General features: G+C 56.0%; 17 protein-coding genes, 2 tRNA genes and 1 rRNA gene. 6 read left to right on the top strand and 14 right to left on the bottom strand.

What is annotated here, in order from left to right; all coding sequences use genetic code 11:
* Positions 1-273: 273 nt before the first annotated feature.
* Positions 274-603: a thioredoxin TrxA gene (trxA, locus tag QQF33_RS10185; RefSeq protein WP_002437994.1), complete on the bottom strand. Its 330-nt coding sequence runs from the start codon at positions 601-603 to the stop codon at positions 274-276.
* 144 nt (positions 604-747) lie between these two features.
* Between trxA and rhlB the strand changes: the two genes are divergently transcribed.
* Positions 748-2,016, top strand: a complete 1,269-nt coding sequence (gene rhlB / locus QQF33_RS10180) for an ATP-dependent RNA helicase RhlB (RefSeq protein WP_282493894.1) — start codon at positions 748-750, stop codon at positions 2,014-2,016.
* A 5-nt stretch (positions 2,017-2,021) separates the two neighbouring features.
* Entirely contained in the window at positions 2,022-3,506 is a 1,485-nt protein-coding gene (gene gppA, locus QQF33_RS10175) for a guanosine-5'-triphosphate,3'-diphosphate diphosphatase (protein WP_285148787.1), read from the top strand.
* A gap of 8 nt (positions 3,507-3,514) precedes the next feature.
* Here the strand turns inward: gppA and rep are convergent, their stop codons facing one another.
* A complete protein-coding gene (gene rep, locus QQF33_RS10170) occupies positions 3,515-5,536 on the bottom strand; it encodes a DNA helicase Rep (RefSeq protein ID WP_285145531.1) in 2,022 nt (673 codons plus the stop codon).
* Between the two features lie 94 nt (positions 5,537-5,630).
* On the opposite strand from rep, the gene ppiC reads away from it, so the two are divergent.
* Entirely contained in the window at positions 5,631-5,912 is a 282-nt protein-coding gene (gene ppiC, locus QQF33_RS10165; protein WP_015960967.1) for a peptidylprolyl isomerase PpiC, read from the top strand.
* Positions 5,913-6,098: 186 nt separating this feature from the next.
* Here the strand turns inward: ppiC and ilvC are convergent, their stop codons facing one another.
* Positions 6,099-7,574: a ketol-acid reductoisomerase gene (ilvC, locus tag QQF33_RS10160; RefSeq protein WP_282493891.1), complete on the bottom strand. Its 1,476-nt coding sequence runs from the start codon at positions 7,572-7,574 to the stop codon at positions 6,099-6,101.
* A 148-nt stretch (positions 7,575-7,722) separates the two neighbouring features.
* On the opposite strand from ilvC, the gene ilvY reads away from it, so the two are divergent.
* On the top strand, positions 7,723-8,613 hold the full coding sequence (gene ilvY / locus QQF33_RS10155; RefSeq protein WP_282493890.1) for an HTH-type transcriptional activator IlvY: 891 nt from the start codon (positions 7,723-7,725) through the stop codon (positions 8,611-8,613).
* A 57-nt stretch (positions 8,614-8,670) separates the two neighbouring features.
* Here the strand turns inward: ilvY and ilvA are convergent, their stop codons facing one another.
* From ilvA to ilvL, 7 genes are all read right to left on the bottom strand, one after another.
* Positions 8,671-10,215 (bottom strand): threonine ammonia-lyase, biosynthetic, encoded by a 1,545-nt coding sequence (gene ilvA, locus QQF33_RS10150; protein ID WP_282493951.1) that lies wholly within the window; start codon positions 10,213-10,215, stop codon positions 8,671-8,673.
* A gap of 2 nt (positions 10,216-10,217) precedes the next feature.
* Complete coding sequence (gene ilvD, locus QQF33_RS10145) at positions 10,218-12,068, bottom strand: dihydroxy-acid dehydratase (RefSeq protein ID WP_285145532.1); 1,851 nt, start codon at positions 12,066-12,068, stop codon at positions 10,218-10,220.
* Between the two features lie 60 nt (positions 12,069-12,128).
* Entirely contained in the window at positions 12,129-13,058 is a 930-nt protein-coding gene (ilvE, locus tag QQF33_RS10140; protein WP_285157756.1) for a branched-chain-amino-acid transaminase, read from the bottom strand.
* 18 nt (positions 13,059-13,076) lie between these two features.
* The gene (ilvM, locus tag QQF33_RS10135; RefSeq protein ID WP_095283916.1) at positions 13,077-13,340 is read right to left on the bottom strand and encodes an acetolactate synthase 2 small subunit; all 264 of its coding nucleotides are present in this window, start codon (positions 13,338-13,340) and stop codon (positions 13,077-13,079) included.
* Positions 13,337-14,983, bottom strand: coding sequence for an acetolactate synthase 2 catalytic subunit (ilvG, locus tag QQF33_RS10130; protein WP_285145533.1), 1,647 nt, complete (start codon positions 14,981-14,983; stop codon positions 13,337-13,339). Before ilvG ends, ilvM begins: the two co-directional genes overlap by 4 nt.
* Positions 14,980-15,036, bottom strand: a complete 57-nt coding sequence (gene ilvX / locus QQF33_RS10125) for a peptide IlvX (protein WP_194514210.1) — start codon at positions 15,034-15,036, stop codon at positions 14,980-14,982. The genes ilvG and ilvX overlap by 4 nt, the downstream gene beginning before the upstream one ends.
* Positions 15,037-15,122: 86 nt before the next feature.
* Positions 15,123-15,221 carry an ilv operon leader peptide gene (gene ilvL, locus QQF33_RS10120; protein ID WP_023620831.1) on the bottom strand — a complete coding sequence of 33 codons (99 nt, stop codon included), beginning with the start codon at positions 15,219-15,221 and terminating at the stop codon, positions 15,123-15,125.
* Between the two features lie 343 nt (positions 15,222-15,564).
* Here ilvL and QQF33_RS10115 point away from each other — a divergent pair, with 343 nt between their 5' ends.
* Positions 15,565-17,085 (top strand): YifB family Mg chelatase-like AAA ATPase, encoded by a 1,521-nt coding sequence (locus tag QQF33_RS10115; protein WP_285145534.1) that lies wholly within the window; start codon positions 15,565-15,567, stop codon positions 17,083-17,085.
* A gap of 31 nt (positions 17,086-17,116) precedes the next feature.
* Here QQF33_RS10115 and QQF33_RS10110 read toward each other — a convergent pair whose 3' ends face one another.
* Entirely contained in the window at positions 17,117-17,455 is a 339-nt protein-coding gene (locus tag QQF33_RS10110; RefSeq protein WP_100778408.1) for a DUF413 domain-containing protein, read from the bottom strand.
* Between the two features lie 118 nt (positions 17,456-17,573).
* Here QQF33_RS10110 and hdfR point away from each other — a divergent pair, with 118 nt between their 5' ends.
* The gene (hdfR, locus tag QQF33_RS10105; protein WP_282493885.1) at positions 17,574-18,395 is read left to right on the top strand and encodes an HTH-type transcriptional regulator HdfR; all 822 of its coding nucleotides are present in this window, start codon (positions 17,574-17,576) and stop codon (positions 18,393-18,395) included.
* Between the two features lie 89 nt (positions 18,396-18,484).
* Here the strand turns inward: hdfR and QQF33_RS10100 are convergent.
* The 3 genes from QQF33_RS10100 to rrf all read right to left on the bottom strand — a co-directional run bounded on the left by QQF33_RS10100 (position 18,485) and on the right by rrf (position 18,861).
* Positions 18,485-18,560: transfer RNA gene (locus QQF33_RS10100), tRNA-Trp, on the bottom strand.
* 53 nt (positions 18,561-18,613) lie between these two features.
* Positions 18,614-18,690: transfer RNA gene (locus QQF33_RS10095), tRNA-Asp, on the bottom strand.
* A 55-nt stretch (positions 18,691-18,745) separates the two neighbouring features.
* Positions 18,746-18,861, bottom strand: a 5S ribosomal RNA gene (gene rrf / locus QQF33_RS10090).
* Positions 18,862-18,864: the final 3 nt, after the last annotated feature.

Raw genomic sequence — 18,864 nt, 5'->3', positions numbered from 1 at the left:
GCAGGGTCATCCATGCCTGTTAGCGGCCATCAACTCATGTCTGTTCGCTGTCTGGTCAAAGAGAAAGCACAGAACTGAAACGACAAGACGGATTGAGTGACAAGCCCGGAATCTATCTACCTCTCGCATCGTTCATTTAACAATGGGAAGTATCGGGTAAAACCAGAACGACAAGGTAGTGTGTAAATCGAAGTCATAGGTAACTTAGCACGACTAAAGCCGGGCGTCCAGAGATCCACAGAATTTCGGAATCCAGACGCCGGCCGAGAAACCTTACGCCAGATTAGCGTCCAGGAACTCTTTCAGCTGACCTTTGGACAGTGCGCCCACTTTGGTTGCAGCCACTTCGCCGTTTTTGAACAGCAGAAGGGTTGGGATGCCACGGATGCCGTATTTTGGCGCGGTGCCCGGGTTCTGGTCGATGTTCAGCTTGGCAATGGTCAGTTTGCCCTGATATTCGTCAGCGATTTCATCCAGAATCGGGGCGATCATTTTGCAAGGACCACACCATTCAGCCCAGAAATCGACGAGGATCAGCCCGTCAGCTTTAAGTACGTCCGTGTCAAAACTGTCGTCAGTCAGGTGAATAATTTTATCGCTCATATATAACTCCACAGGAATAAGCCTGGCGTGTTGGTGTAGGATTAATCAACGACGTGTTGATGTAGCATTAACCAACTAAAGGTTGACTTTATTTCACCGGATACGCTTTCGTAAAGCAATAGTAAGCTGATATTCTACCACACTATGAGCAAAACACATTTAACAGAACAGAAGTTTTCCGACTTCGCCCTGCACGCAAAAGTTATCGAAGCCCTTGAAAATAAAGGCTTTCATAACTGCACGCCCATTCAAGCCCTCGCCCTGCCGCTCACGCTGGCCGGTCGCGATGTTGCAGGGCAGGCGCAAACCGGTACTGGCAAAACGATGGCGTTTTTGACGTCAACGTTTCATTATTTACTTTCTCATCCAGCAATTGCTGACCGAAAAGTTAACCAACCGCGTGCGCTGATCATGGCTCCAACGCGAGAACTTGCGGTGCAGATCCATGCCGACGCGGAACCTCTGGCACAGACCACTGGCCTGAAATTAGGCCTGGCTTATGGCGGCGACGGCTACGATAAACAGCTGAAAGTGCTGGAAAGCGGCGTTGATATTCTGATCGGTACCACCGGTCGTCTGATCGACTACGCAAAACAAAACCACATTAACCTCGGTGCAATCCAGGTTGTGGTCCTCGACGAAGCCGATCGTATGTACGATCTGGGCTTTATCAAAGATATCCGCTGGCTGTTCCGTCGTATGCCACCGACCACGCAGCGCCTGAACATGCTGTTCTCTGCCACCCTCTCCTACCGCGTCCGTGAACTGGCGTTCGAACAGATGAACAACGCCGAATACGTGGAAGTCGAGCCGGAGCAGAAAACGGGCCATCGTATTAAAGAAGAGCTCTTCTATCCGTCTAACGAAGAGAAGATGCGTCTGCTGCAAACGCTGATCGAAGAAGAGTGGCCAGATCGCGCCATTATCTTTGCCAACACCAAGCATCGCTGCGAAGACATCTGGGGCCATTTGGCGGCAGACGGACATCGCGTTGGCCTGCTGACCGGTGACGTGGCACAGAAAAAACGTCTGCGTATTCTTGAAGAATTTACCCGTGGTGACCTCGATATCCTGGTCGCTACCGACGTGGCTGCGCGCGGTCTGCACATTCCTGCCGTCACACACGTCTTTAACTACGATCTGCCTGACGATTGTGAAGACTACGTTCACCGTATCGGCCGTACCGGTCGTGCTGGCGCAAGCGGTCACTCCATCAGCCTGGCCTGTGAAGAGTACGCTCTGAACCTGACGGCGATCGAAACCTATATCGGCCACTCTATTCCGCAGAGCAAATACAATCCCGATGCGCTGTTGAGTGAACTGCCACCGGCGAAGCGCCTCACTCGCGCCCGCTCCGGCAATGGCCCACGCCGCACCGGCGGAGCACCACGTAACCGTCGTCGTTCAGGTTAATTACTATGCTCAGTTCCACCTCGCTTTATGCAGCTATTGATTTAGGTTCGAATAGTTTTCATATGCTGGTTGTACGCGAGGTGGCGGGGAGCATTCAGACCCTGACGCGCATCAAGCGCAAGGTCCGCCTCGCGGCGGGCCTGAGCAGCGATAATCATCTCTCTCCTGAAGCGATGGAACGCGGCTGGCAATGCCTGCGTCTGTTTGCTGAACGTCTGCAGGATATTCCGCACAATCAAATCCGCGTTGTGGCTACCGCCACGCTGCGACTGGCCGTGAACTCCGTCGATTTTATCGCGAAAGCGCAGGAAATCCTCGGCTGCCCGGTGCAGGTCATCAGCGGTGAAGAAGAAGCGCGTCTGATTTATCAGGGTGTCGCCCACACCACCGGTGGCGACGATCGTCGTCTGGTGGTGGACATTGGCGGCGCCAGCACCGAGCTGGTCACGGGCACCGGTTCGCAGGCGACGTCACTGTTCAGCCTGTCGATGGGATGTGTGACCTGGCTCGAGCGCTACTTTACCGATCGTAATCTTGCCCAGGAGAACTTCGACGAGGCCGAAAAAGCCGCGCGCGAAGTGCTGCGTCCGGTGATGGATGAACTGCGTTATCACGGCTGGAAAGTGTGTGTCGGCGCGTCGGGTACGGTTCAGGCTCTGCAAGAGATCATGATGGCGCAGGGCATGGATGAGCGGATTACGCTGGCCAAACTGCAGCAGCTGAAACAGCGCGCCATTCAGTGCGGTCGTCTGGAAGAGCTGGAAATTGAAGGTTTGACGCTCGAGCGCGCGCTGGTGTTCCCGAGCGGTCTGGCAATTCTGATCGCCATCTTCACCGAATTAGATATTCAATGTATGACCCTGGCCGGCGGCGCACTGCGCGAAGGACTGGTCTACGGCATGCTGCATCTGGCGGTGGAACAAGACATTCGCAGCCGCACGCTGCGCAATGTTCAGCGCCGTTTTATTGTTGATACGGAGCAGGCACAGCGCGTGGCCCAACTGGCCTCCAGCTTTGCAGACCAGGTGGCGACCACCTGGGCGCTTGAACCTCTGAGCCGTGATCTCTTACTGAGTGCCTGCGCACTGCATGAAATTGGTCTGAGCATTGATTTCAAACAGGCACCGGTTCACGCCGCGTATCTGGTGCGGAATCTGGATCTGCCGGGTTTCACTCCGGCGCAGAAAAAGCTGCTGGCGACATTGCTACTGAACCAGACCAACACCGTCGATCTCTCGTCTTTGCATCAGCAAAATGCCGTCCCGCCGCGGGTTGCCGAACATCTCTGTCGACTGCTGCGTCTGGCGATTCTGTTCGCCAGCCGTCGCCGCGCCGACTTATTGCCTGCTATCACCCTCTCCGCGAATGGCGAAAACCTGACGCTCACGCTGCCGGATAACTGGCTGGATCGTCACCCGCTTGGGGCTGAGATGATTGAGCAGGAATGCCAGTGGCAGAGCTACGTCCACTGGGATCTGGAAGTGAAATAGCGCCGCCGTTACTTCTCTTTGGCTTTCGCCAGCATGGCGCGAATGTTCGCCACGTTGGCTTGCCCTTTGTGCATCCTTTCTTCAGCCGTAATCACCTTACGCTCTTGCTCCCAAATCAGATCGTCCTGCGGCAGTTCCAGCAGGAAGCGGCTCGGTTCCGGGCGTACCATTTCGCCATACTGACGGCGCTCTTTGCACAGCGTAAAGGTCAGCTCTTTTTGCGCACGGGTAATGCCCACGTAAGCCAGACGTCGTTCTTCATCGACGTTGTCCTCATCAATGCTGCTCTGATGCGGCAATAATCCCTCTTCCATTCCCACCAGATAAACATACGGGAATTCAAGGCCTTTGGACGCGTGCAGGGTCATCAGCTGAACCTGATCCGCTTCCTCTTCGCTCTCGCCGCGCTCCATCATGTCGCGCAGGGTAAAGCGGGTGACGACCTGCGTCAGGGTCATCGGTTCGTCGATTTCGGAGCCTTCCAGCATTTCGGTCATCCACGTAAACAGCTGGTTGACGTTTTTCATGCGCATTTCGGCCGCTTTTGGGCTGGCGGACGTTTCGTACAGCCAGGATTCGTAATCGACGCCGTGGATGAGATCGCGTACGGCGGCGATCGGCTCGCGCTCGGCGAGGCGCTGGATCTCTCCCAGCCACTGGGTAAAGCGCGTCAGCGACTCGTAGCCGCGCCCGGTGAGCGTCGTGCTCAGCCCCATATCGAAGCTGGCGGTGAACATACTTTTATTTCGGGTCATCGCCCATTCACCCAGCTTTTGCAGCGTCGCCGGGCCGATTTCACGCTTCGGCGTGTTGACGATGCGCAAGAACGCGCTGTCGTCGTCCGGGTTGGTCAGCACACGCAGATAGGCGAGTAAGTCTTTGATCTCAGGGCGGGAGAAGAACGAGGTCCCGCCGGAGATTTTGTAAGGGATGCGGTTTTGCATCAGCATCTTTTCAAAGACGCGCGACTGGTGGTTCCCGCGATAGAGGATGGCGTAGTCCTTGTACTCGGTTTTATTGACGAAGTGATGGGCAATCAGCTCGCCTGCCACGCGCTCGGCCTCGTGCTCTTCATTGTTGGCACTGAGGACTTTCAGCTCGGTGCCATACCCCAGCTCGGAGAAGAGACGTTTTTCGAAGACGTGTGGGTTGTTGGCGATCAGAATGTTAGCCGCTTTCAGAATGCGCCCTGACGAGCGGTAGTTTTGCTCGAGCTTGACCACCTGCAGCGCGGGAAAATCTTTGCTCAGCAGGACCAGGTTTTGCGGACGTGCCCCGCGCCAGGAGTAAATCGACTGGTCGTCGTCGCCCACCACGGTAAAGCGCGCGCGTTGCCCCACCAGCAGTTTCACCAGTTCATACTGGCTGGTGTTGGTGTCCTGATATTCATCCACCAGCAGATAGCGGATCTTGTTCTGCCAGCGCTCGCGCACCTCTTCATTGCGCTGGAGCAGCAGCGTCGGCAGCAGGATCAGGTCGTCAAAATCGAGAACGTTACAGGCTTTGAGGTGGTCGTCATACAGGCTGTAACAGTGGGCGAAGATCCGATCGCGCTCACCTTTGGCGCTCGCCGCAGCCTGCGCCGGCGTCATCAGATCGTTTTTCCAGTTGGAGATCGTCGAGATCAACTGCTGCAGGATGGTTTTGTCTTCTTCGAGCCGCCCTTCGGTCAGCTCTTTCAGGAGTGCGACCTGATCCGTATCGTCGAAGAGGGAGAAATTAGACTTCATCCCCAGCGCGGCGTATTCGCGCTTAATGATGTCCAGCCCCAGCGTGTGGAAGGTGGAGATCATCAGCCCGCGCGCCTCTTTGCGCCCGAGCGTCTGCCCGACACGCTCTTTCATCTCGCGCGCCGCCTTGTTGGTGAAGGTCACCGCCGCGATATGGCGCGCCTGATAGCCACAGCCGCGGATCAGATGGGCGATTTTATTGGTGATCACGCGCGTCTTTCCGGAACCCGCACCCGCCAGCACCAGGCAAGGTCCGGTGACGAATTCGACGGCTTGTTGTTGTCCGGGGTTTAAACGCATAAGAAGTTCACTCAATGAAGGTCGGGAGGAGATAAAAAGGAAAAACGCGTGTGGTAGTATAGCGAGCCTAATCCATACCACTCAAGGCACGATCATGGCAAAAACAGCAGCAGCACTGCATATTCTTGTTAAAGAAGAGAAACTGGCACTGGATCTTCTGGAGCAGATCAAAAACGGCGCGGACTTCGAGAAACTGGCGAAAAAACACTCTACCTGCCCGTCAGGCAAAAAAGGCGGCCACTTAGGTGAATTCCGTCAGGGCCAGATGGTTCCGGCGTTTGATAAAGTGGTGTTCTCCTGCCCGGTGCTGGAGCCAACCGGCCCACTGCACACTCAGTTCGGTTATCACATCATTAAAGTGCTGTACCGGAATTAACAGCAAAGCCTTCTCATAGAGAAGGCTTTTTATGTTTGCACCCTCTCCCGTGGGAGAGGGCTGGGGTGAGGGCATCAGGCCGCACCTCCCCGCAAAACAAAAAGCCCGGTGGCGGCTTCGCCTTACCGGGCCTACGAACGGAAGATGTGTAGGTCGGGTAAGCGTAAGCGCCACCCGACTTTTTTATTATCCTGCTACAGCAATACGCTTCATATCTTTCATGTATCCGCGCAGCGTGTGGCCCACGCTCTCAATCGCATGGCTACGAATCGCTTCGTTCACGTCGCGCAGCTGTGCGTTATCAACCGTGCCTTCGGCAATCGCTTTACCCAGATCGCCTGCCTGCAGGGTGGTCATGAACTCTTTCAGCAGCGGTACGCAAGCGTAAGAGAACAGGTAGTTGCCGTATTCTGCGGTATCAGAGATTACCACGTTCATTTCATACAGACGCTTACGGGCGATGGTGTTCGCGATCAGCGGCAGCTCGTGCAGTGATTCGTAGTAAGCCGATTCTTCGATGATGCCGGAGTCGACCATGGTTTCGAACGCAAGCTCAACGCCCGCTTTCACCATCGCGATCATCAGAACGCCTTTATCGAAGTACTCCTGCTCGCTGATTTTACCGTCGAACTGAGCGGCGGTTTCGAACGCGGTTTTACCGGTCTCTTCACGCCAGGTCAGCAGTTTCTTATCGTCGTTCGCCCAGTCAGCCATCATGCCGGAGGAGAATTCACCGGAGATGATGTCGTCCATGTGTTTCTGGAACAGCGGCGCCATGATCTCTTTCAGCTGTTCGGACAGCGCATAAGCACGCAGTTTTGCTGGGTTGGACAGACGGTCCATCATCAGCGTAATTCCGCCCTGCTTCAGCGCTTCGGTGATGGTTTCCCAGCCGAACTGAATCAGTTTTTCTGCGTAAGAAGGGTCAGTACCCTCTTCCACCAGCTTGTCGAAGCACAGCAGAGAACCGGCCTGCAGCATACCGCACAGGATAGTCTGCTCGCCCATCAGGTCAGATTTCACTTCTGCTACGAAGGAAGACTCCAGCACGCCCGCACGGTGACCGCCGGTTGCCGCAGCCCAGGCTTTGGCAATCGCCATGCCTTCGCCTTTCGGATCGTTTTCCGGGTGAACGGCGATCAGGGTCGGTACGCCGAAACCACGTTTGTACTCTTCACGCACTTCGGTGCCTGGGCACTTCGGCGCAACCATCACCACGGTGATGTCTTTACGGATCTGCTCGCCCACTTCAACGATGTTAAAACCGTGAGAGTAGCCCAGCGCCGCGCCGTCTTTCATCAGCGGCTGAACGGAGCGCACAACGTCGGAGTGCTGTTTGTCTGGGGTCAGGTTAACCACCAGATCCGCCTGTGGGATCAGCTCTTCGTAGGTACCCACTTTGAAGCCGTTTTCGGTCGCTTTACGCCAGGAAGCGCGCTTCTCAGCAATTGCTTCTTTACGCAGGGCGTAGGAGATATCCAGACCGGAGTCACGCATGTTCAGGCCCTGGTTCAGACCCTGTGCGCCACAGCCGACGATGACCACTTTTTTACCCTGAAGGTAGCTCGCGCCATCGGCGAATTCATCGCGCGCCATAAAGCGGCATTTGCCCAGCTGTGCCAGCTGCTGACGCAGATTCAGTGTATTGAAGTAGTTAGCCATGGTGAACTCCGTGATGTTGTGTTGCTTGTTGTTCTGGTCGCTTATGCGAGTATGGACTTACTATATGACAGGAATTTTATTGCGGAAATTGATATATTCACAACGTCACGTTGCAATTTCTGCAACGTAAAAACGTGGAGTGTGGTCTGTGGATTTACGCGATCTCAAAACCTTTCTGCATCTGGCGGAAAGCCGTCACTTTGGCCGTAGCGCGCGGGCCATGCACGTCAGCCCCTCCACGCTTTCCCGGCAGATCCAGCGCCTGGAAGAGGATCTCGGTCAGGCCCTGTTTGTGCGCGATAACCGCACCGTGACGCTCACCGAAGCGGGCGAAGAGCTGCGATCGTTTGCCCAGCAGACGTTGCTCCAGTATCAGCGGCTGCGGCACACCATCGATCAGCAGGGGCCCTCCCTCTCCGGCGAGCTGCATATTTTCTGCTCCGTGACGGCCGCCTATAGCCACTTGCCGCCGATTCTGGACCGGTTTCGCGCCGAGCACCCGTCGGTAGAAATCAAGCTCACCACGGGGGACGCCGCTGATGCGATGGAGAAAGTGGTAACGGGCGAAGCCGATCTGGCGATTGCAGGCAAACCCGAAACGCTGCCCGGCGCAGTCGCATTTTCGATGCTGGAGAATCTGGCGGTGGTGTTAATCGCCCCGGCGCTGCCGTGTCCGGTGCGTAATCAGGTATCGGTCGATCATCCCGACTGGTCAACGGTGCCGTTTATCATGGCCGATCAGGGGCCGGTGCGCCGTCGTATCGAGCTGTGGTTCCGTCGGCAAAAAATCAGCAATCCCTCGATCTATGCGACGGTGGGCGGGCATGAAGCCATGGTGTCGATGGTCGCCCTGGGGTGTGGCGTGGCGTTGCTGCCGGAAGTGGTGCTGGAAAATAGCCCGGAGCCGGTGCGCAATCGCGTGATGATTTTAGAGCGTAGCGATGAGAAGACGCCGTTTGAGCTCGGCGTGTGCGCACAAAAAAAGCGGCTGCATGAGCCGCTTATTGATGCGTTTTGGCAGATTTTGCCGAACCATTAAACCCATACCGGACGCATTGTAGGCCCGATAAGCGCAGCGCCATCGGGCATTTGGACGTTAGCCCGCCAGGAAGAACCTGAACGCCGGGTTATGAGTTTCGTCATGGCAATCGTAGCCCAGCTCGTTCAGCCGGGTTTCGAAATCCGGTTCATGCTCACCCAGTTCGAACGCCGCCAGCACGCGCCCGTAATCGGTGCCGTGGCTGCGATAGTGGAACAGCGAAATGTTCCAGTGGGTGCCCAGCGTGTGCAGGAACTTGAGCAAAGCCCCCGGTGATTCCGGAAACTCAAAGCTGAACAGACGCTCCCGCAACGGCTTCGACGGACGCCCGCCGACCATATAGCGCACGTGCAGTTTCGCCATCTCGTCATCGGAGAGATCCACCACGCTGTAGCCGCCCTCATTCAGCAGGTGAAGGATCTCTTTGCGCTCCTCGAGCCCACGGCTCAGCCGCACACCGACAAAAATGCAGGCATCTTTGGCATCGGCAAAGCGATAGTTAAATTCGGTCACTGAGCGCCCGCCGAGCAGCTGGCAGAATTTCAGGAAGCTGCCCTTCTCTTCAGGGATCGTCACCGCCAGCAGGGCTTCGCGTTGCTCACCCAGTTCGCAGCGTTCGGACACGTAACGCAGGCCGTGGAAATTGACGTTCGCGCCAGAGAGCACATGCGCCAGGCGTTCCCCGCGGATGTTGTGCTGAGCGATATATTTTTTCATCCCCGCCAGCGCCAGCGCGCCAGACGGTTCTGCCACCGCGCGGACATCCTCGAACAGATCTTTCATCGCCGCGCAGATCGCATCGCTGTCGACGGTGATGATGTCGTCGAGATACTCCTGGCACACGCGGAACGTCTCATCGCCGATACGTTTCACCGCCACGCCTTCAGCAAATAATCCCACGCGCGGCAGATCCACCGGATGACCGGCGTCCAGCGCCGCTTTCAGGCAGGCGGAATCTTCCGCTTCCACCGCAATCACTTTGATCTGCGGCATCAGTTGTTTAATGAGCACCGCGACACCCGCTGCCAGACCGCCACCGCCGACCGGGACAAACACGCGATCGAGGTGGGCATCCTGCTGCAGCAGTTCCAGCGCCAGCGTACCTTGCCCGGCAATCACCATCGGGTGATCGAAAGGTGGCACCCAGGTAAAGCCCTGCTGCTGCGCCAGTTCGATGGCGCGCGCTTTGGCTTCATCAAAATTGGCCCCGTGGAGCAGGACCTCGCCGCCGAAGCCGCGTACCGCGTCGACTTTGATATCAGCAGTCGCGACCGGCATCACGATCAGCGCTTTCAGCCCTAAACGTGCGGCAGAAAACGCCACGCCCTGGGCGTGATTCCCCGCCGATGCGGTGATAACCCCGCGCGCTTTTTGCTCTTCGGTTAACCCGGCCATCATCGCGTAGGCGCCGCGGAGCTTAAAGCTGTGGACCGGCTGGCGGTCTTCGCGCTTCACCAGAATCACGTTATCGAGACGGGACGACAGCTTGTCCATTTTCTGCAGCGGCGTGACCTGCACCGCCTCGTAGACCGGCGCGCGTAGCACCGCTCTGAGATATTCCGCCCCCTCAGGGGCGGCGGATAAGGGTTGTGATTCGGCCATCATTAGCCCCCAAGTTTGGATTTATCGCGCACCGCGCCTTTGTCCGCACTGGTGGCAAGGGTGGCGTAGGCGCGCAGGGCGAAGGAGACTTCGCGCTGGCGATCTTTTGGCGTCCAGGCTTTATCGCCCCGGGCTTCCTGAGCTTCACGGCGTGCAGCAATTTCCTGCTCGCTCAGCTGCAGCTGAATGCCGCGATTTGGAATGTCGATCGCAATCATGTCGCCGTCTTCGATGATGGCAATGTTGCCGCCGCTCGCCGCTTCCGGAGAGACGTGACCGATGGAGAGACCGGACGTACCGCCGGAGAATCGACCGTCGGTGATCAGCGCGCAGGCTTTGCCGAGACCCATGGATTTCAGGAAGGTGGTCGGATAGAGCATCTCCTGCATGCCTGGCCCGCCTTTTGGCCCTTCGTAGCGGATAACCACAACATCGCCCGCGACCACTTTACCGCCCAGAATGGCTTCCACCGCCGCGTCCTGGCTTTCATACACTTTTGCAGGACCGGTGAATTTCAGAATGCTGTCGTCCACGCCTGCCGTTTTGACGATGCAGCCGTTTTCCGCAAAGTTGCCGTACAGCACGGCCAGACCGCCGTCTTTGCTGTAGGCATTCTCCAGAGAGCGGATACAACCTTCGGCGCGATCGTCATCCAGGGTGTCCCAGCGACAATCCTGCGAGAAGGCCTGGGTGGTGCGGATGCCTGCCGGGCCGGCGCGGAACATCTTTTTCACCGCTTCGTCTTTGGTCAGCATCACGTCGTACTGGTCCAGCGTTTGCGGCAGCGTCAGGCCGAGAATGTTTTTCACGTCACGATTCAACAGGCCGGCGCGCTCCAGCTCGCCGAGAATGCCCAGCACACCACCGGCACGGTGAACGTCTTCCATGTGGTATTTCTGGGTACTTGGCGCGACTTTACACAGCTGTGGCACCTTGCGGGAGAGCTTGTCGATGTCACTCATGGTGAAATCAATTTCAGCTTCCTGCGCTGCGGCCAGCAGGTGCAGAACGGTGTTGGTGGATCCGCCCATGGCGATATCCAGGGTCATGGCATTTTCGAACGCCGCTTTGTTGGCGATATTGCGCGGCAGCGCGCTGACGTCGTCTTGCTCGTAATAACGTTTGGTCAGCTCAACGATGCGCGTACCGGCATTGAGGAACAGCTGTTTGCGGTCAGCGTGAGTCGCCAGCAGCGAGCCGTTGCCCGGCTGTGAAAGACCCAGCGCTTCGGTCAGACAGTTCATGGAGTTGGCGGTGAACATCCCGGAACAGGAGCCGCAGGTCGGACAGGCAGAACGTTCAACCTGATCGCTCTGCTCGTCGGAGACTTTCGGGTCCGCGCCCTGAATCATCGCGTCGACCAGGTCGAGTTTGATGATTTTGTCGGAGAGCTTGGTTTTACCGGCTTCCATCGGGCCGCCAGAGACGAAGATCACCGGAATGTTCAGGCGCAGGGAGGCCATCAGCATCCCCGGGGTGATTTTGTCGCAGTTGGAGATGCAGACCATCGCATCGGCGCAGTGGGCGTTCACCATGTACTCGACCGAATCGGCGATCAGCTCGCGCGACGGCAGTGAATAGAGCATGCCCCCGTGGCCCATCGCGATACCGTCATCGACAGCGATGGTATTGAACTCTTTCGCCACGCCGCCTGCGGCTTCGATTTGCTCGGCGACCAGTTTACCCAGATCGCGCAGGTGAACGTGACCCGGCACAAACTGGGTGAAGGAGTTAACCACGGCGATAATCGGCTTACCGAAGTCAGCGTCGGTCATCCCGGTTGCGCGCCACAGCGCGCGGGCACCGGCCATATTGCGGCCATGGGTGGTGGTGGCGGAACGATACTTAGGCATGCTTTATTTACTCCCGTCTATCTAATAAATGGGACGGTGCGTGCCGTCCCAAAATTATGCTTATGAATTAACTTGATCCAACCAGCCCCATTTATCTTCCGTTTCACCGGTGAAGAGGCCAAAGAATGCATCCTGAATACGTTTGGTGACCGGGCCACGACGACCTTCGCCCACCTGAATACCGTCTACGCTGCGAACCGGCGTGATTTCTGCCGCGGTACCGGACATGAAGACTTCATCGGCCAGGTACAGAGATTCGCGGGACAGCACCTGCTCGCGCACTTCGATACCCAGATCTTTCGCCAGCTTAATGATCGCATCACGGGTGATGCCCGGCAGCGCGGAAGAGGTAAATGGCGGGGTGAACAGAATGCCGTCTTTCACTTCGAACAGGTTCTCACCGGCACCTTCAGAGATATAGCCGTTGACGTCCAGAGCGATACCTTCCTGATAACCGTGGCGGCGCGCTTCGCTACCGACCAACAGGGAAGAGAGGTAGTTACCGCCCGCTTTGGCTGCGGTTGGGATGGTGTTTGGCGCAACGCGATTCCAGGATGAAACCATTGCGTCGATCCCCTGCTCCAGCGCTTCTGCACCCAGATAAGCACCCCACGGGAACGCGGCAATGATGACGTCAGTGGTGTAACCGGCTGGCGGGTTCACGCCCATGCCCACATCACCCACGAAGACCAGCGGACGAATATAGGCGCTGGTCAGATTGTTTTTGCGCAGCACGGCGCGGCACGCTTCCATCAGCTCATCAACGCTTTGAGAAACCGGGAAACGATAGATTTTGGCTGAGTCATGCAGACGCTGCATGTGTTCGCGATGGCGGAACACCACTGGTCCTTTGTGAGAATCGTAGCAACGGACACCTTCAAACACAGAGGTACCGTAATGCAGGGCGTGGGACATCACGTGTACCGTGGCATCTTCCCAACGAACCATCTCACCGTTGAACCAAATGTAATCAGCTTTCTTCGTCGTCATGTTTTCTTCCTGTCACGCTCAAGCGCGGATTTGTTGTGATGTGGTTGTGCTCTGGCAGATGGCCACGTGGGCGACATCAACCAGTTTACTTAACTGGCTAAACAGTAAGTCGACCGACCGTGGGCTGGCAACGGTCAATTCGATATTTATGTTCTGGGCATCGGTGGCGGTTTCCATATTCATGGCGCAGATCTGAAAGCCACGGTGACGGACCACGCGTAAGACGCGTTCTAATGTTTCGGGATTGAAGCGGGCCTGAACGGCGACCTGATGTTGCATCATGATAATTTCTCCATCATTTGTGCGTTACTGGCGCCAGGTGGCACCAACGGCCAGACATTCTCAAGCTCGTCGATTGAGACATGAAGCAGGTATGGTCCTTCGCTGGACAGCATGGTGTCGAGTGCCGCTTCAACCTGGTCTTTACGGGTGATGTGCTGGCCAGGGATGCCGAAGGCGCTGGCCAGTACGAGGAAATCGGGGTTATCCGTGAGGGTGGTTTCGCTGTAGCGCTCCTGGAAAAACAGCTGCTGCCACTGGCGAACCATTCCCAAACGCTGGTTATCCAGCAACAAGATTTTCAGCGGCAGCTGCTTGCGTTTGACCGTGCCCAGCTCCTGCACGTTCATCATGAACGAGCCATCACCGGACACGCAGATGACCGTATCATTCGGGCGCGCAACCTGAGCGCCTACGGCTGCTGGCAGGCCGAAGCCCATGGTTCCCAATCCGCTGGAGGTGATGAAGTTTTCCGGGCGGGTATAGGTCATATGCTGGGCCGACCACATCTGGTGCTGGCCGACGTCGGTGGTGACGACAGAGTCTGCCGGTTTGCGATCTGACAGCTGTTTTAACAGCAGCGGGGCATAGATGGCCTCGCCAGGATGATCGTAACGCCAGGCGTTTTCCACACGCATCTGCGCGGTGTGCTGGCGCCAGCTGTCGACGGACAATGGCTGTTGCAGCGCCGGTAACAGGGCGTTCAGATCGCCCTGCAGCGCGACGTGCGCCTGACGCAGTTTGTTCATTTCGGCCGGGTCGATATCCATATGGATCACTTTGGCATGCGGTGCGAAGGTATTCAGCTTGCCCGTCACGCGGTCGTCAAAACGCGCGCCAACGGCAATCAGCAGGTCACACTCTTGCACCGCCAGGTTGGCGGCTTTGGTGCCGTGCATCCCCAGCATGCCGAGGTAGTTCGGATCATTGGCATCAACCGCACCCAGGCCCTTCAGCGTACAGGTGGAGGGTATTTGGGTGACGGCGATAAATTCGCGCAGCGCCGGAACCGCCTGCGCCATGCCCACTCCGCCGCCCACGTAAAGCATCGGCTGTTGCGCCTGAGCCAGCATCTGGCGGGCTTCTTCAACGGCTTCGTGCGGGAAAGAGTCATCGCTTTCAACGGTGGAGAAATGCGGCTCTAAATCGCCGATCGCCAGCTGAATGTCTTTTGGGATATCAATCAGAACCGGGCCAGGACGGCCTGAGTTTGCCACCTGGAAGGCTTCTGCCATGACGCGCGGCAGCTCTTCCAGCGACTGCACCAGGAAGCTATGTTTGGTGCAGGCCAGGGACAAACCGAGAACGTCCACTTCCTGAAACGCATCGGTACCGATGAACGGCGAGGCGACCTGCCCGGTAATCGCGACCACAGGGACAGAATCCAGCAGCGCATCGGCCAGGCCGGTGATCAGGTTAGTCGCACCCGGTCCGGACGTCGCCATGCACACGCCGGTTTTACCGGTGGCGCGCGCAAAACCAATCGCCGCCATGGCCGCACCCTGCTCGTGTCGACACAACAGGTGCTCCACGCCGCCGTCATACAGCGCATCGTAGATCGGCATGATTGCGCCACCCGGATAGCCGAAGACCGTTTCGACCCCCTGTGCTCGCAACGCATGTACTACCCATTGTGCCCCGTTCATAGTGAGTTCCCCGTCATAAATCTGGAGAAACAGAATTTTGTGCTAGTTGTCATATTCTGCTCCTCGTTTAAGTTTTTAGGTCATAAAAAAACCCCCGGACCTTTCGGTGCGGGGGTCTTAGTTCGTTAAGGCTTGTTTTTTAAGCCTTTCCTCGTCCAAGTGCAGCCCCGCACGGTGGGATAATAATCACCACCACGCTAATCACGACCAGGCTAATCACTAGTAGAAGGGCTGTCATTTTGAGTTCTTTTGGCATCTTGTTCGAAGGAATACCTAAAGAGTTATCACAGACATCGAATTAAACACAAGAAAAATTTATGACCCGATTCCTTAGGCTGCGAATACTTTCTCAAAAAATGTTTGTTTTATATGAGAAAAACAGGAAATGAATATTTTTCATTTTTTGTCAGCCGCCGATGGCCGCAAAAACTTCGCTTTTTGTCTTTTTGCGAGCGGGATCCAGCCAGAAAGTAACCATTTCCTCATTGCATCAAAATGCAGGAACATGCCTCGTAATAGCGCGATTTGTCGCTAAAAAACGAAGAAATGAACTGGCATAGTGACCTCCAAAGGAGACACCTATGTCACTGTCAGTTGTTTATACTCGCGCCGCTTTAGGGGTGCAGGCACCACTTATTTCCGTTGAGGTCCATCTGAGCAATGGGCTGCCCGGCTTAACGCTCGTTGGACTGCCTGAAACCACGGTGAAGGAGGCTCGGGATCGCGTGCGAAGTGCGATCATCAACAGCGGTTATACCTTCCCCGCTAAGAAGATCACCATTAATCTTGCGCCTGCCGATCTGCCGAAAGAAGGCGGGCGATATGATTTACCTATCGCCCTGGCGCTCCTCACCGCCTCTGAGCAGCTTAACGCGCCCAATTTGAGCAGGTATGAGTTTGTGGGCGAACTGGCGCTTACAGGCGCGTTAAGAGGCGTTCCCGGTGCAATATCTGGCGCGCTGGCAGCGTTAAAGGCTGGAAGACAAATTGTTGTTGCCGCTGAAAATGCCTCAGAAGTTAGCCTAATCGAAGAGAAGGGCTGCCTGATTGCCGTGCATTTACAGGAGGTCTGCGCCTTTCTGGAAGGCCGCCATGAGCTGGCTGAGCCAGAGGAGAATCGCATCGTTCCACCGGAGCACACCGAAGACCTGAGCGATATCATCGGCCAGGAGCAGGGAAAGCGGGCATTAGAGATCACCGCGGCGGGCGGGCATAACCTATTGCTAATAGGACCACCGGGGACGGGGAAAACGATGCTGGCCAGCCGGCTGAACGGTTTGCTACCGCCGTTGAGCAACCATGAGGCGCTGGAGAGTGCGGCAATCATCAGTCTGACGAATTCCACGTCATTACAGCAACACTGGCGCAGAAGGCCGTTCCGTTCGCCTCACCACAGTGCTTCACTTACCGCGATGGTGGGCGGCGGCTCGATTCCTGAACCCGGTGAGATCTCCCTCGCCCATCACGGCATTTTGTTTCTGGATGAGTTACCTGAGTTCGAGAGACGCGTGCTGGATGCGTTGCGAGAACCGATTGAGTCCGGGCAGATCCATATTTCCCGTACTCGCGCCAAGATCAGCTATCCGGCTCAGTTTCAGCTCATCGCTGCAATGAATCCAAGCCCTTCAGGCCATTATCAGGGTAATCACAACCGGAGCACGCCCGAGCAGACACTTCGCTATCTGGGGAGGCTGTCAGGGCCCTTTCTCGACCGTTTTGATCTCTCACTGGAAATCCCATTGCCGCCGCCGGGTGTGCTCAGCCAGACAAATGTGACTGGCGAGAGCAGCCGCATTGTACGGGACAGGGTGATTCACGCGCAGGAACGGCAGTATTTACGCCAGGACAAACTCAATGCGCGTCTCGATAACGCTCAGATCCGTCAGTTTTGCCACCTGGCAGAGAGTGATTCTCGCTGGCTGGAAGAGACGCTGACGCGGTTTGGGCTCTCAGTACGTGCCTGGCAACGGTTATTGAAGGTGGCGCGCACTATCGCTGATTTAGAGGGGGATGATGATATACAGCGGCGGCACCTGCAGGAGGCGTTGAGTTACCGCGCAATAGATCGATTGCTGCTGCATCTGCAAAAGATGCTGGCGTAAAAAAGGGGCCGTAGCCCCTTTTCACATCATATCAATCGTCAGATTCGGTGTAGTCTTCTGCACCTTCCATCTGCGGCTTACCGCCGGAGAGAGTATGGAAACGCTTTGGTCGCTTGATGCGAGCCATGTATTTGATCCATACGCGTTCTGCTTCAGATTCTGGCTCACGCTCACCACGGCAAACGGCAACAAACAGTTTTTCGTCTTCAGTTGCAGGCTCACGTTTCCCCAGATCCAGCTCGTTAAAGGCATAACCATGGCGCTCAAGCAGTTGCGCCTCTTTGATGGTGAAATCGCCATGACGAGAGAACCCGCGCGGATAATTTTTATTGTCGAAAAAACGATTAGTTGTCGTAAAGCTTTCCGCCATCCTACACGCTCCTAATTCTTTGGCCGAGCTATTTATGGCGCGGAGTATTAGTTACGCTTGACAGAGCGTCAAACAAAACATTTAAATCATAACGACAAATAATTTTGCGGAGAAAGATGTGGATACGGAATTGCTAAAAACTTTCCTCGAAGTGAGTAGAACGCGTCACTTTGGGCGAGCAGCGGAAGCACTTTACCTGACTCAGTCGGCGGTGAGTTTTCGTATTCGTCAGCTGGAAAATCAACTCGGTGTGAATCTTTTTACCCGCCATCGCAACAACATCCGGTTAACGGCGGCCGGAGAGAAGCTCTTACCCTACGCCGAAACGCTGATGAATACCTGGCAGGCTGCGCGAAAAGAGGTGGCGCATACGTCCAGATACAATGAGTTTTCCATCGGGGCAAGTGCGTCTTTGTGGGAGTGCATGTTGAGCCAGTGGCTCACGCGGCTGTATAAATCTCACGATAATCTACAATTTGAGGCCCGGATCGCGCAGCGGCAGTCCCTGGTGAAACAGCTTCACGAGCGTCAGTTGGATCTCCTGATCACCACAGAAGCGCCCAAGATGGATGAATTTAGCAGCCAGATCCTGGGGCAGTTTAGTCTTTCGCTCTATGCGTCTGAACCCTCAATGATGAAAGCGGATCTCAGTTATCTGAGACTCGAGTGGGGACCCGATTTCCAGCAGCATGAAGCCGGTTTGATCGCCGCCGATGATGTCCCTACGCTGACAACCAGCTCAGCTGAAATTGCCTGTCAGCAATTAGCCCTTCTGAAAGGTTGCACCTGGTTACCCACTCGCTGGGCAGATGAGAAACCGGGCCTGCATACTGTCGCTGATTCAACCACGCTTATCAGGCCACTTTATGCCATCTGGCTTCAGAACAGCGATAAACATGCTCAAATTAAAGATCTATTGAAAATCAATGTAATGGATTAGTTCAAAACGCTTGCAGGGACGCAAGAAAGAAGGGAAGTTTGAGGTTTTTGAAGCAAAAAAAATCCTTTGCCGAAGCAAAGGATTCTATATGGCAGGGGCGGAGAGACTCGAACTCGCGACACCCGGTTTTGGAGACCGGTGCTCTACCAACTGAGCTACGCCCCTAAATCTTCTTGCTATTAAGCCTGCTACGTAAGCAGGCTTAATATCTTAATAAGTGGCGGAACGGACGGGACTCGAACCCGCGACCCCCTGCGTGACAGGCAGGTATTCTAACCGACTGAACTACCGCTCCACCGAAGACTTCTGTAACTACCGGATTGATGCACCGGTTTACTACTTAATTTGATGCCTGGCAGTTCCCTACTCTCACATGGGGAGACCCCACACTACCATCGGCGCTACGGCGTTTCACTTCTGAGTTCGGCATGGGGTCAGGTGGGACCACCGCGCTAAAGCCGCCAGGCAA

Source organism: Lelliottia wanjuensis (assembly GCF_030238365.1).
GTDB classification, from domain to species: domain Bacteria; phylum Pseudomonadota; class Gammaproteobacteria; order Enterobacterales; family Enterobacteriaceae; genus Enterobacter; species Enterobacter wanjuensis.
This window is presented reverse-complemented; position numbering and strand designations above follow the sequence as displayed.

Coding starts and splice junctions, on each gene's coding strand:
- trxA (WP_002437994.1), bottom strand. CDS start 603: ATGAGCGATAAAATTATTCACCTGACTGACGACAGTTTTGACACGGAC.
- rhlB (WP_282493894.1), top strand. CDS start 748: ATGAGCAAAACACATTTAACAGAACAGAAGTTTTCCGACTTCGCCCTG.
- gppA (WP_285148787.1), top strand. CDS start 2,022: ATGCTCAGTTCCACCTCGCTTTATGCAGCTATTGATTTAGGTTCGAAT.
- rep (WP_285145531.1), bottom strand. CDS start 5,536: ATGCGTTTAAACCCCGGACAACAACAAGCCGTCGAATTCGTCACCGGA.
- ppiC (WP_015960967.1), top strand. CDS start 5,631: ATGGCAAAAACAGCAGCAGCACTGCATATTCTTGTTAAAGAAGAGAAA.
- ilvC (WP_282493891.1), bottom strand. CDS start 7,574: ATGGCTAACTACTTCAATACACTGAATCTGCGTCAGCAGCTGGCACAG.
- ilvA (WP_282493951.1), bottom strand. CDS start 10,215: ATGGCCGAATCACAACCCTTATCCGCCGCCCCTGAGGGGGCGGAATAT.
- ilvD (WP_285145532.1), bottom strand. CDS start 12,068: ATGCCTAAGTATCGTTCCGCCACCACCACCCATGGCCGCAATATGGCC.
- ilvE (WP_285157756.1), bottom strand. CDS start 13,058: ATGACGACGAAGAAAGCTGATTACATTTGGTTCAACGGTGAGATGGTT.
- ilvM (WP_095283916.1), bottom strand. CDS start 13,340: ATGATGCAACATCAGGTCGCCGTTCAGGCCCGCTTCAATCCCGAAACA.
- ilvG (WP_285145533.1), bottom strand. CDS start 14,983: ATGAACGGGGCACAATGGGTAGTACATGCGTTGCGAGCACAGGGGGTC.
- ilvL (WP_023620831.1), bottom strand. CDS start 15,221: ATGACAGCCCTTCTACTAGTGATTAGCCTGGTCGTGATTAGCGTGGTG.
- QQF33_RS10115 (WP_285145534.1), top strand. CDS start 15,565: ATGTCACTGTCAGTTGTTTATACTCGCGCCGCTTTAGGGGTGCAGGCA.
- QQF33_RS10110 (WP_100778408.1), bottom strand. CDS start 17,455: ATGGCGGAAAGCTTTACGACAACTAATCGTTTTTTCGACAATAAAAAT.